Origin of the sequence: Pedobacter roseus (genome assembly GCF_014395225.1) — a bacterium.
GTDB classification, from domain to species: domain Bacteria; phylum Bacteroidota; class Bacteroidia; order Sphingobacteriales; family Sphingobacteriaceae; genus Pedobacter; species Pedobacter roseus.
In genome coordinates this window covers 4,914,562-4,928,506 of sequence record NZ_CP060723.1, presented here as the reverse complement: position 1 = coordinate 4,928,506, position 13,945 = coordinate 4,914,562, and the positions used below count along the sequence as shown (strand labels likewise).

Here is a 13,945-nt window from a genome sequence, read left to right as displayed (position 1 = left end):
TAAATTTTAGTTTTGAAGAAATACAGCGCTCTAAAAGAGATTCAGGCACTCATTTCGCAAAAGCAATTAACTTTACCCGATTTATTGGCTTATTATTTTAAGCAGATTAAAGATAAAGAACACCTCAATGCATTTAACGAGGTGTTTTTTTATTCGGCCGAAGTTCAGGCAAAAGCGATTCAGCAAAAGATAGATAATGGTACTGCAGGTAAACTTGCAGGTATGGTGATTGGCATTAAAGATAATATCTGTTACAAAGACCATATCGTTACTGCATCTTCAAAAATGCTCGAAGGCTTTGTATCCCCATATTCATCAACTGTTGTAGAACGTTTATTGCAGGAAGATGCCATTATTATCGGCCGTTTAAACTGTGATGAGTTTGCTATGGGCGGCTCAAACGAAACTTCATACTATGGGGCGGTTAAAAATGCAGCAAACCCTGAGCTTGTTCCAGGTGGGTCTTCCGGTGGTTCGGCCGTAGCTGTTCAGGCTGACATGTGTTTGGCCACCCTGGGTACCGATACAGGCGGCTCAGTGAGGCAACCGGCTGCTTTTTGCGGACAAATCGGTTTAAAGCCCACTTACGGCCGTATTTCGAGGTATGGTGTAATTGCTTATGCTTCATCATTTGATCAGGTTGGGCCGATTACCTCTTCAGTAGAAGATGCTGCCCTGCTTCTGCAGGTTTTAGCTGGCGCTGATGAACATGATTCGACAGTTTCTCCTTTAGCCGTTCCCGATTACCCTGCGCATTTAAATGAACACAAAAAACAAAAAATAGCTGTTTTAAAAGAAACCATCGAAAACGATGCCCTCGATCCAGAGATTAAATCGGCTATTTTAGCTTCAATTGAAAAGTTAAAAGCTGATGGACATAGCGTTGAATATGTATCTTTCGACCTTTTGGATTACCTGGTTCCGGCTTATTATATTTTAACAACAGCCGAAGCCTCTTCAAACCTTTCGCGTTACGATGGTGTGCACTATGGGCACCGTAATACCGAAGCGAAATCGTTAAACGAACTGTATAAATTATCACGTGCCGAGGGGTTTGGCGAAGAAGTAAAACGCCGTATCCTTTTAGGTACTTTTGTTTTAAGCGCCGGATATTACGATGCTTACTACCAAAAAGCACAGCAGGTACGTCGCCTGATCAGGGAAAAAATGGATGCTTTATTTCATGATTATGATTTAATTCTTTCTCCTGTGGCACCAACATCCGCCTTTAAAATAGGCGATAACGTACAGGATGCACTGGTAATGTACATGGCCGATATTTTTACCGTGCTGCCATCTTTAAGCGGAAATCCGGCTATTGCTTTGCCTTTGGGCAATAATGAAGCTGGTTTGCCGTTAAGTATTCAATTTACAGCCAAACATTTTGAGGAAGATAAGCTTTTAGCTTTTTCTCAGGCATTTTTATCATAGTTTTATCGTCATTGCGAAATACGAAACAATCTTAACGCAAAACAGCGTTAAATTGAAGTATGGCAATGGCATTTCATGAGTCGTTTCCCATAATAAATCTGGGAATTATTTGTGCCCGGTTCGTTTATTTACGGAATGGGTGAGGTAAGGGTTTGTTGATGATAACTACCGCGGCCAATGAAAGTTTAACCAATAGCCCATGATTAAAAAATTACTTTTTGCTTCAATTTGTGCTTGCTTAGGATACATTTCTTCCGCTTCCGCGCAACAAACCCTTAAACTCGATAGTCTTCCCAAGGTATACAACAACATCTTTATCAATACCGATACCGTAGCCGTACCAGCAGTTTCTGAAAACCCGCTAACCATGGGACAGAACTTTATCTACAAGCTCAGGCTCGATTCTATCGCTAAAACCGTTCCGCTTCCTTATAACGAATACGTTCAGCAGTATATCGATATCTATTCCAAGCGTAAGGATATGTTCGGGAAAATGATGGGTTTATCCAGTTATTACTTCCCGATTTTTGATAAGGCCTTAAAAGATTATAACATTCCGCAGGAAATAAAATATTTAACTATTGTTGAGTCGCAGATGAATCCCCATGCCATTTCGCGTGTGGGTGCAACCGGTATCTGGCAGTTTATGTTCGGTACAGGTAAAGCTTATGGTTTAAAGATGGATAACTTTGTTGATGAACGCAAAGATCCGATCCAGGCCAGTTATGCTGCCGCGGCTTATTTTAGAGATGCTTTTGAAGAATTGGGCGACTGGCTTTTGGCCATTGCAGCCTATAACTGTGGAAAAGGCAATGTAAACCGGGCCATAGATAAAGCAGGATCAAGGGATTTTTGGGTAATCAGACAGTTTTTGCCCAAAGAAACCAGGAATTATGTGCCGGCATTTATTGCCGCGGTTTATGTGATGAACTATTCCCACAAACACCAGATTACAGCACAGGCTTCGAACATGTTCCTTAAAACCGATACCGTTCAAACTACCCGTTTTGTATCCTTAGCTACCCTGGCCAAAGCGCTTAATATCGAAGAGGAAGCCATGATGGCCTTAAACCCTTCGTATAAGAAGAAGATTGTAAATGGTACCGATGATGAACCAAAGCGGATCGTAATGCCAAAATTAAGGGATATCGATTATGCTGGTATTTATGATGTGCTAAACAATCAGGACGTTGATGTGAGCATGAAAGTGGTAGAAGCCAGTACCGACGACGTAAGGGATTTAAGAAAGAAAAAAATAAAAACCGTAACTGCATCTTCTGTAGTTTACCATAAAGTTACTGCCGGGCAGAGTTTAACAGCCGTTGCTGATAAATATGGTGTCGAAGTTCAGGATCTGCGGGTTTGGAACGGCCTGAAAAGCAAAACCCTCGTGCCGGGACAGAAGTTAAAAATCTATGCTAAAAACCGTACTCCTTTAAAAGTACCATCTTCGTTTTTAAGTTATAAAGTAAAAACCGGCGATACCCTCTCAGAAATTGCTGAGAAATTCGATGGTGCAACTGTGCAGAGCATCCGCAGAGATAACCGTTTATCAAAAGCAGGTTTGCAGGTGGGCATGGTGCTAAAGATTAGTAAGGGGTAAATTAATATTCATCTTGCCGCATTATCTAAACCAGTCTTCATTTCTACAATAAGGGAGAGATCTACGAAAATTATTCAAATATCTCTCTCTCGAATATTCAGGATTGCACTTCATCCGATAGCTATGGGATCGAAACGACAATCTACCAATATGGCACCCTAATCAGATTAATAAGTAATTACCTTAACATCTGTTAGCCCCACATTTTATTTAACTTTTTTTGAAAGGCTTTTTATTTTAAGCCTCATAAAAAGAATTGTACCTTTGCACGGTCACTAATAAGTTACTTAATGAGTAATACGAATAGAAAGCAAGATGCGTTGGATTACCACTCGCAAGGCCGTCCGGGAAAGATACAAGTAGTACCCACCAAACCCACAACATCGCAAAGGGATTTAACCCTGGCATACTCTCCAGGAGTTGCTGAGCCTTGTTTAAAAATAGCAAACAATAAAGAAGATGTTTATAAATATACCGCAAAAGGTAATTTAGTTGCTGTAATTAGTAATGGAACGGCTGTTTTAGGCCTTGGTAACATCGGTCCCGAGGCTGGTAAGCCCGTAATGGAAGGCAAAGGCCTTTTATTTAAAATATTTTCTGATATCGATGTGTTCGATTTAGAACTGGATACCGAAAATGTAGACGATTTTGTAAAGATCGTTAAAGCATTGGAGCCAACTTTTGGGGGGATTAACCTCGAGGATATCAAAGCTCCGGAGTGTTTCGAGATTGAGCGCCGTTTAAAACAGGAGATGAATATCCCTGTAATGCACGATGACCAGCACGGAACAGCCATTATTTCTGGTGCAGCCTTATTAAATGCCTGCGAAATCCAGAAAAAGAAAATCGATAAAATTCAGGTGGTAGTAAGCGGTGCTGGTGCTGCAGCTGTTTCCTGCTCTAAAATGTACCTCAGTTTAGGGGTTAAAAAAGAGAATTTGGTGATGTTCGATATCAATGGGTTAATTGATATCCACCGCACCGATCTGGATGATATCCGGATGAGCTTTGCAACAACCAGAAAAGATATTGCCAATATCGGAGAAGCCATGAAAGGCGCTGATGTTTTCATCGGACTTTCGGCTGCAAACGTAATTTCTCCGGAAATGCTGGTAGGTATGGCCAAAAACCCGATTGTTTTTGCTATGGCCAATCCAAATCCGGAAATAGCCTACGAGCTGGCCATTAAAACCCGTAAAGATCTCATTATGGCTACCGGCCGTTCTGATTATCCCAACCAGGTGAACAATGTATTGGGTTTTCCTTATATTTTCCGTGGAGCGCTGGATGTTAGGGCAACCAGTATTAACGAAGCCATGAAAATTGCTGCGGTTAAAGCCATTGCCGAACTGGCCAAAAAGTCGGTTCCAGAAGCGGTTAACCTCGCCTACAATGCCCGTAACCTTAAATTTGGTAAAGATTACATCATTCCAAAACCTGTTGATTTCAGGTTGATCACCGAGGTTTCTACAGCTGTGGCCAAAGCGGCAATTGAAAGCGGAGTGGCCAGAAAAATCATTACCGACTGGGATGCTTATAATGAAGAGCTGAGGAAACGTTTAGGTTTGGATGACGCCATCATGAGGGCGGTAACCACCAAAGCCAAAATGGCCCCTAAACGTGTGGTATTTGCCGAAGCTGATAACTATAAAATCTTAAAAGCAGCCCAGATTGTAAAGGATGACAACATTGCTATTCCGATTCTTTTAGGTAACAGAGAAAAAATCCAGGCCATTATTGATGAACACGCTTTAGAGCTGGAAGGTGTTGAGATTATCGATCAAATGCAGAACCCGGATAAAACCAAACAATATGCCGAAGCGCTTTTCAAAAAACGCCAGCGCAAAGGGGTTTCTTCTATGCGTGATGCAACTAAATTATTGAGAGACCGTAACTACTACGGAGCATCCATGGTAGAGTTTGGTGAGGCTGATGCGATGATTTCGGGCTTAACGAAAAACTATGCCGCCACCATTAAACCTGCTTTACAGGTAATCGGTGTAAAACCAGGGGTGAAACGTGTGGCTGGTATGTACATGATGATGACCAAAAAAGGTCCTGTTTTCTTTGGCGATACCACTGTAAATGTTGATCCAACGGCAGAAGAACTGGTTGATATTACTTTATTAATCGATAAATCGGTAAAACAGTTTAACATCAAACCACGTATTGCACTTTTATCGTATTCAAACTTTGGATCAAACGATGGTGTAACCCCGAATAAAGTAAGGGAAACCGTTAACCTGCTCCATAAAAACCACCCCGAAATTGTGGTAGATGGTGAGATGCAGGGAAATTTTGCGATTAACAATGAGTTGCTGAAAGATAACTTTCCTTTTAGTACATTAGCTGATGCGCCGGCCAATACGCTTGTGTTCCCAAATCTTGAGTCAGGAAACATTGCATACAAATTGTTACAAGAACTTGGTGGTGCAGAAGCAGTGGGACCGATCCTTTTGGGACTGAATAAACCTGTTCATATTGTTCAATTAGGTAGTTCGGTACGCGAAATTGTAAATATGGTTACCATTGCCGTTGTAGATGTTCAGGCTAAAGAAGAAATTGAAACATCAAAACGAAAAGGTATATTTGGAAAAACAACTAAAAAGTAGAATTGCATGTACGCCTATATTGATGGTAAATTGACATTCAAAAACCCAGCTTATGTTGTGGTTGAAGCCGGAGGTATAGGCTACCATATTAACATTTCTTTAAATACATACAGCGCTTTGGACGATGCAGAAAGGTGTAAACTTTATACCTGGCTGCATGTAAAAGAAGACGCACATACATTATACGGCTTCGCTGATGAGGGCGAACGCCGTTTATTTTTACATTTGATTTCGGTATCAGGAATTGGACCGAATACCGGCAGGATGATTTTATCGTCCATTACCCCTGTTGAAATCCAGACCGCAATTGTTAAAGCAGATTTGCCTCTTATTCAGAGAATTAAGGGGCTTGGTGCAAAAACCGCACAACGCCTGGTTTTGGAACTACAGGACAAACTGAAAAAAGAAGGGGCAGATTCATTAATTTCTATGCCTCAGCACAATACTGTTAAAGATGAAGCGTTATCTGCATTGGTAATGCTCGGGTTCGCCAAACAAACCGCCGAAAAAACTATAGACCAGATATTAAAAGTGACAGAGGGAACACTTTCGGTAGAGCAACTAATTAAACAAGCTTTGAAAACCTTATAGACTAACTGCCTTTGAAGAGAATATCTACATTTCTGTTTCTCATCCCCCTTTTCTTAATTGCTTCTCAAAACACTTATTCCCAGGTTGTTCCAAGCAAAGCGGATACCATTACGCCAAAAAATAACTTCGGACTCAAAGAAAAAGAGCGTCTGGGGCTTAGTCCGGCCGTTAATCCCTTTTATCCGGCACCAAATAACTTAAGGCGCGTTGTAGAATACGATGCTAAAAACAAACGTTATGTGGTTAAAGAAATCATTGGCGACCGGTTTGTTTTAAATACCCAGTATTTAACCATTGATGAGTACCAAAGGCTGGTTAACAGCGAGATCAAACGTGGCAATTGGCGCAGCATTTCAAACGCCGAGGTTAGCGATTACCGCAGTACAGGTATTATTCCGCAGATCCAGGTAAACAGTAAAGCGTTCGAAAAATTATTCGGTGGTACCTCCATTGATATCCAGCCACGTGGAGAGGCCGAACTTACTTTTTTAGGCCGGATAAATAAAAATGAAAACCCGCTTTTTAACGAAAGACAGCGGGTGCAGACCAATTTCGATTTTAACCAAAGGATCCAGATGGATCTGGTTGGAAATATCGGAACCAAACTAAAGATCAAAAGTAATTACAATACCGAGGCACAGTTCGATTTTGAAAATCAGATCAAACTCGATTATACCGGTGGAGCAGATGATATAATTCAAAAAATTGAAGCAGGTAATGTAAGTTTACCTTTAAATACCTCATTAATTACCGGAACACAGGCCCTATTCGGTATTAAGACCCAACTGAAATTTGGCCGTTTAAATGTAACCAGTGTTTATACCCAGCAAAAATCACAATCGAGAGAAATCAAGATTACCAATGGGGCACAGCAAAATACCACAACGGTAAGCATCGATAATTACGAGGCCAATAAACACTATTTTCTGTCGCAATATTTCAGGAACAACTATAATAAAAACCTGGCTAACGCACCCATTATTACCTCGCCGATCCAGATCACCAAAATAGAGGTTTGGATTACCAATAAAGCAGGTAATACCAACGACTCGAGGGATGTGCTGGGTTTAATGGATTTAGGCGAAAATGTGCCATTTAACAACAATCTGCTTACAGGCGGAACCTCAGGCCTTCCAGCCGGAACAACCGCAACAGGTTTTCCGCAACAATCCAATAACTTAATTGCACAGTTAAATGCTTTTCAGGGAGGCGCGGCAAGGCAAACCAACTCTAATGCCATTCTTTCTTTCTTCCAGAACACCCCGGTTAACACCAGTAATACCGATAACTTTGCCAAACTGGTTTACGCCCGGAAATTAACCGAACGCGAGTTCACTTTTCAGCCACAATTGGGATATTTATCCTTAAATAATCCTTTAAATGCTGATGAGGTTTTGGCTGTGGCTTACCGTTATACCTATAATGGCGTAGAATATCAGGTGGGTGAGTTTTCTACAGATATTCCTTTTGATGCTGCAAACCCAAAAGTACTTTATACCAAATTATTAAAGAACGAAACCACTAAAATCCAACTGCCAACCTGGGACCTGATGATGAAAAACATCTATTCTATCGGTGGATACCAGATCAGCAGTCAGAATTTTAAACTCGATATTTACCGCATTGATAACGAAACCGGTGTAGATAATCCGGTGATGACCGAAGGACAAAATACCGCCAACAAACAGTGGATTGCCCTGACCGAGTTTGACCGTTTAAACCAGCAAAATGAACGCAGGCCGGATGGAGTATTCGATTTTGTGGCAGCCAATAATGCATTTGGTTCTTATTCTACAGCAAGCAATGCTAACCAGGCCAGTTTATTCGGTACAGGCAGTAACGGACAAACTTCACTGATTACCAATACCAATTCGGGTTATATCACCATTGATCCTGCAAATGGAAGGATTATCTTTCCGGTGATTGAACCTTTTGGTAAAGATTTGGCTGCAAGGTTTTTACCAAGCGAACAGAACCTGATTAATAAATATGCCTTTACCGCACTTTACGATTCGACACAGACTATTGCCAAACAACTGTTCCAGAACCAGAACAGGTATGTAATTAAAGTAAATTACCAATCAGATATTTCTTCTGAATTTAGCTTAAATGCCATTAATGTTCCTGAAGGATCAGTAAAGGTTTTCGCCGGCACCATGCCATTAACCGAGGGAGTAGATTTTACAGTCGATTATCAAGGCGGCCGTGTAAGTATCATCAACCAGGCCCTTTTAATTTCTGGTCAGCCGATTCGGATTACCACCGAGAATAACGAACTTTTTGGACTGCAGCAACGTTCACTTTTCGGAACCCGTTTAGATTATCGCGTAAACAATAAGCTAAACCTGGGGGGTACCATCATGAACCTTACCGAAAAACCACTCACCCAAAAGGTGAATATCGGTGAAGAGCCCATTTCGAATACCATCTGGGGAGCAGATATCAATTATAGCTCACCTTCAAGGTTTTTAACAAAACTGGTTGATAAACTTCCGTTCATTTCAACCAAAGCGCCATCAAGCGTAACTTTTTATGGAGAGTTTGCACAACTGATTCCCGGTCACCCAAGGGCACTGAATTTTGCCGGAAGTAAAAACGGGGTAAGTTATTTAGATGATTTCGAGGCATCAAGATCAGTGATCGATTTAAAGAGCGCTATCGCCTGGCAGCTGTCGGGCACGCCGCAACTTTTCAGCGAATCGAACAAATCCAATGATTTATCTTATGGCTACAACCGTGCAAGAATAGCCTTTTATAACATCGATCCTACTTTTTATAATTCAGCTGCATCTACTACTCCGGCCAATATCCGAAACAACCGGAACGAACTTTCCAACCATTATGTAAGGGAAGTAATTGAGCAGGAAGTTTTTCCTTTTAAAGAAACAGCAACGGGGCAGGCCTTAAACATTACCACCCTTGATGTTGCCTACTACCCAACCGTTAGAGGACCATACAACTTCCGTACTACCGATTTTAGACCTGACGGATCTTTATTACAGCCTAGAAATAACTGGGGCGGTTTTCAGCGGAAAATCGAAACCAACGATTTCGAAGCCTTAAATGTGGGCTTTATCGAGCTTTGGGTAATGGATCCATTTATCTACAAACCAAATTCTGCCGGTGGTGATATGTATTTCAATTTAGGTAATATCTCCGAAGATATCCTTAAAGATGGAAGAAAATCATTGGAAAATGGTTTACCGGCTTCAAACGATCCCAGTAAATACGAAGAAACCGTTTGGGGCCGCGTACCACGATTACAACCAGTAGTACAGGCTTTTGATAACAATCCCGATTCGCGCCGTGCACAGGATGTTGGTTTAGACGGACTATCGGATGCAGATGAAAAAATAAAATTTGCTGCGGCAATCACCCAGATCAAAGGGCAGTTAAATGCTACTGCTGCTACAGCACTTGATGCCGATCCATCATCAGATAATTACACTTATTTCAGGGGACCAGCTTTAGATCAGATCAATGCCGGTATCCTTAAACGTTACGAAAAATATAACGGAACAGAGGGTAACTCAAAAACTTCACAGCAATCGCAGGCTGAATTAGGTCTCGAAAATTCGGCTTCTACTTCCTTACCTGACGGGGAGGATATCAACCGCGATAATAACATGACCCAAAGCGATGAATACTTTCAATATAAAGTTTCTATCCGTCCCGGAGATCTAAATGTTGGACAGAACTTCATTACCGATAAAGTAACTTCGCAGGTTAAATTGGCTAACGGAAATACACAGGCCGTTACCTGGTATCAGTTCAGGATTCCGATTGGTCAATATCAGGACAAGGTTGGCGGCATCCAGGATTTTAAATCGATCCGTTTTTTCAGGATGTTTATGACCAACTTCGCTGATACTGCGGTATTGCGTTTCGCTAAACTACAGTTGATCCGTGGCGAATGGAGAGAATATAATGCCTCTAACGTTGCCGCTCAGGTAATTGTTGATCCATCTTTACCCGCTTTAACCCCTGATAATTCTACCATTGAAGTATCTACTGTAAATATCGAAGAAAACGGTAAACGCTCGCCAATCCCTTACGTAACGCCTCCAGGTATTTTACGTGAGCGTGATTACAGTAACTACCGTGGCGATACCAGGTTAAATGAGCAATCTTTATCTGTTACCGTTAAATCGTTAAGAGATGGTTATGGCAGGGCGGCATTTAAAACTGCCTACAGCGATTTCAGGTCTTACAAACACCTGGAAATGTTTGTGCACGCAGAGGCGGTTAATAACCAGCTTTTAAGTGATAACGATGTTTCGGCCTTTTTAAGGATCGGTACCGATAACCAGGATAACTATTACGAATATGTAATGCCTTTAAAGGTTACTAATCCCGGAACAAGCGATCCTGACGCGATATGGCCGGAAGCCAATAGGATGGATATCGATTTAACACTTTTCCAGAATGCCAAGCTGGCCCGTAATGTGGCTAAATTGGCTAACGGGCAGCCCTGGCCAACCAATGTTCCTTTTACCTATACCGATGGGGCGAGAACAATTGTGGTTAAAGGACAGCCCGATATGAGTAAGGTGAGGGTTTACATGGTGGGGATTAAAAACCCATTACGTGCCGCCACTGATGATGGTATCCGCGACGACGGTCAGGATAAAAGTGCTTTGGTTTGGTTTAACGAATTAAGATTAACTGAATTTGACGAGAAAGGTGGCTGGGCCGCAACAGGAAGATTAAACTTAAAACTGGCAGATTTTGCCGATGTAAATATATCTGGCAGCAAATCTACTGTTGGTTTTGGTTCTATCGATTCGAAAGTGAGCGAAAGAAACCGTGCTGATAATGTATTACTGGATGTTTCTTCGGCAATGGAATTAGGTAAATTCCTGCCACAAAAATCAGGTGTAAAAATCCCGATGTTCGTAAGTTATTCAAAACAGGTTTCTACCCCACAATACAATCCAAGAACGCCGGATATCGAACTGAAAAATGCTTTAGACCAATCAACCAAAGCGCAAAAAGATTCAATCTTAAATTTTGCACAGGATTATACGGTTAGAAGGGGCATTAACTTTACCAATGTGCGGAAAGATCGTGTGAACACCAGTAAACCAGTCCACCTTTGGGATATTGAAAACTTTGCAGCCAGTTATGCTTACACCCAGTATAATCACCGCGATTTTATTAACCAAAGCAGTATCCAGAATACCTATAGGGCATCTTTACAATACAGTTATTCTAAAGAAGCGAAAACCATAGCACCTTTCGAAAAAATTATCAAATCGAATATGCTTGCTTTGTTAAAGGATTTTAACTTTAGTATTTTTCCAAGTGCCATTAATTTTAGGATTGATGTAGACCGCTTATATTCAGAAAATACGTTAAGGAATAACGACCCGAATAATACCATTAGCCTTTACCGAAACGGTTATGGTACCACCTTTAACAAGAACTTTACCATGAGCCGCGTTTATGGTATCGCCTGGAACCTTACCCGCTCGTTACAGTTAGATTTTAACGCCACAAACTATTCGATTATCGATGAACCAGATGGAAGAGTTGAGGGATTAAAACGCGATACTGTTTGGCAGAATTTAAAGCGTTTGGGCCGTACTACCGATTATAACCATAATTTAAATGTAACCTATAACCTGCCGATCGATAAAATTCCGGGTTTAAATTGGGTTACGGTTAAAACACGTTATGGTACCAACTTTAACTGGCAAACCGAGCCACTTTCTACATTACGCGATCCAAATATTAATTTGGGTAATACCGTGCAGAACAGTAGAACGATCCAGGTAAACCCAACACTAAACCTAACCACCTTGTACAATAAGTTTGGTTTTATCCGTAACACTGGCAACGATCAGGACGGCAGTAAGGCAAAGAAGTTTTTCATTAACCTGTTAACGAGTTTAAAAAATGTTAATGCCAGTTACGTGCAAACCAAAGGTATTTTCTTGCCAGGTTATATGCCAACAACGCAGTTTTTTGGTCTCGATAAAGCTACCGGGGCACCAGGTTTAGGCTTTGTTTTTGGTAGTCAGCGCGATATCCGCGAAATGGCGCTGGGTAATGGATGGCTAACTACCGATACCCTGCAAAACCAGTTATATGTAAATACACTCCGCGAAGATTTTCAACTTACCGGACAGATAGAGCCGTTTAAAGACCTACGGATTACTTTAAAGGCAAATAAAGCGCAAACCAGAAATTTCTCTACCAATTTTAGGTATGTGGCCAGTGTATCCTCATTCGAAAATTTAAGTGCCATTACCACAGGCGATTACAGCATTTCATATATTGCTATCGGTACAGCTTTTAAAGAGAAAAACTCAAGTACTGTTTCGAGCCTGTTTAACCAGTTTATGGCCAACCGGATAATTATTTCGAGAAGGTTAGGCGCCCAAAACCCTAACTCATCAGGTATTAGTGGAGGTTATGCAGATGGTTACAGCAAAGAAAGTCAGGATGTAATTATTTCTGCTTTTATGGCGGCATATTCAGGGAAAGATGCAAGTAACTCAAAAATGAATGCCTTCCCTAAAATACCGCTTCCAAACTGGAATTTAACTTATAGTGGCTTAACAAGTATCCCTTTTATTGCCGATAAATTCTCATCTGTTGATATCAGGCATGGTTACCGTTCGGCCTATAATATCAATGGCTTTAACTCATTATTGCGCTATCAGGAAACCAACGGCGCTTCGAGCAGCAGGGACGTAAACAATAACTTCCTGCCAGAGTATCAGTTTGCGCAGGTAACCGTTTCAGAGTATTTTGCACCATTGGTTGGGGTAGATACCAGGTTTAAAAATAACCTGACCGCCTCTTTCGAATTAAACCGTTCGAGATTACTGGGTTTGAGTTTATCAAACAGTCAATTGGCGCAGTTATCAGAAAACAATATGGTTTTAGGTTTGGGCTACCGGACCAATAAATTCCGTTTTCCATTTGGATGGTTTAAAAGCCTGAAAATGGACAACAACATGGATTTTAAACTGGACGTGGCCATCCGCGATAACAAAACGGTTATTTACCGCGCAGATATTACCGAAGCAGAAGTTTCATCAGGAGCAAAAAACATCAGTTTAAGACCAAGTGTTGATTATGTGTTAAACCAGAAGTTTAATATCAAATTATTTTACGATTCGAACATTACAAAGCCTTACACCTCGCAAACTTTTAATACTTCGTTCAGTAATTTCGGTTTTAGTTTAAGGTTTACGCTGAATTAATAAATAAAGGAAGAAATTATAGCGTGATGAATGCTTTTTTGAATCTGCAAAATGAATTAACATCTGCAAATCTCAAAAATCCTGATTAACTTTGAAAAACTAATTTAGAACAAATGAATTTTCCATCAGAATTAAAATACACTAAAGACCACGAGTGGGTTAGAGTTGAAGGTAACGAAGCTTTTATCGGTGTTACCGATTTCGCTCAGCGCGAATTAGGTGATATTGTTTATGTTGACATTAACACTGTAGGTAGCGAAGTGGCAAAAGAAGAAGTTTTTGGTACTGTAGAAGCCGTTAAAACTGTTTCTGATTTATATATGCCAGTTACCGGAACCGTATTGGAAGTTAACGCTGAATTAAACGATAATCCAGAATTGGTAAACTCTGATCCTTACGGACAAGGCTGGATGGTTAAAGTATCTTTAGCTGATTTAGCTGAAGTAGAAGGTTTATTAACAGCAGAAGCTTACCAGGAACTGGTAGGAGCTTAA

The 13,945-nt window shown here is 40.9% G+C and carries 6 protein-coding genes; all 6 read left to right on the top strand.

Annotated features, from left to right (window positions below; genetic code table 11):
- Positions 1 to 12 precede the first annotated feature (12 nt).
- The 6 genes from gatA to gcvH all read left to right on the top strand — a co-directional run bounded on the left by gatA (position 13) and on the right by gcvH (position 13,945).
- Complete coding sequence (gatA, locus tag H9L23_RS20225) at positions 13 to 1,431, top strand: Asp-tRNA(Asn)/Glu-tRNA(Gln) amidotransferase subunit GatA (RefSeq protein WP_187592028.1); 1,419 nt, start codon at positions 13 to 15, stop codon at positions 1,429 to 1,431.
- Between the two features lie 199 nt (positions 1,432 to 1,630).
- Complete coding sequence (locus tag H9L23_RS20220) at positions 1,631 to 3,034, top strand: lytic transglycosylase domain-containing protein (RefSeq protein ID WP_187592027.1); 1,404 nt, start codon at positions 1,631 to 1,633, stop codon at positions 3,032 to 3,034.
- Between the two features lie 290 nt (positions 3,035 to 3,324).
- Positions 3,325 to 5,646: an NADP-dependent malic enzyme gene (locus tag H9L23_RS20215; protein WP_187592026.1), complete on the top strand. Its 2,322-nt coding sequence runs from the start codon at positions 3,325 to 3,327 to the stop codon at positions 5,644 to 5,646.
- 6 nt (positions 5,647 to 5,652) lie between these two features.
- Positions 5,653 to 6,237 (top strand): Holliday junction branch migration protein RuvA, encoded by a 585-nt coding sequence (ruvA, locus tag H9L23_RS20210; protein ID WP_187592025.1) that lies wholly within the window; start codon positions 5,653 to 5,655, stop codon positions 6,235 to 6,237.
- A gap of 11 nt (positions 6,238 to 6,248) precedes the next feature.
- Complete coding sequence (gene sov / locus H9L23_RS20205; RefSeq protein ID WP_187592024.1) at positions 6,249 to 13,451, top strand: T9SS outer membrane translocon Sov/SprA; 7,203 nt, start codon at positions 6,249 to 6,251, stop codon at positions 13,449 to 13,451.
- Between the two features lie 113 nt (positions 13,452 to 13,564).
- Positions 13,565 to 13,945 (top strand): glycine cleavage system protein GcvH, encoded by a 381-nt coding sequence (gene gcvH / locus H9L23_RS20200; RefSeq protein ID WP_025145401.1) that lies wholly within the window; start codon positions 13,565 to 13,567, stop codon positions 13,943 to 13,945.

Coding starts and splice junctions, on each gene's coding strand:
- H9L23_RS20220 (WP_187592027.1), top strand. CDS start 1,631: ATGATTAAAAAATTACTTTTTGCTTCAATTTGTGCTTGCTTAGGATAC.
- H9L23_RS20215 (WP_187592026.1), top strand. CDS start 3,325: ATGAGTAATACGAATAGAAAGCAAGATGCGTTGGATTACCACTCGCAA.
- ruvA (WP_187592025.1), top strand. CDS start 5,653: ATGTACGCCTATATTGATGGTAAATTGACATTCAAAAACCCAGCTTAT.
- gcvH (WP_025145401.1), top strand. CDS start 13,565: ATGAATTTTCCATCAGAATTAAAATACACTAAAGACCACGAGTGGGTT.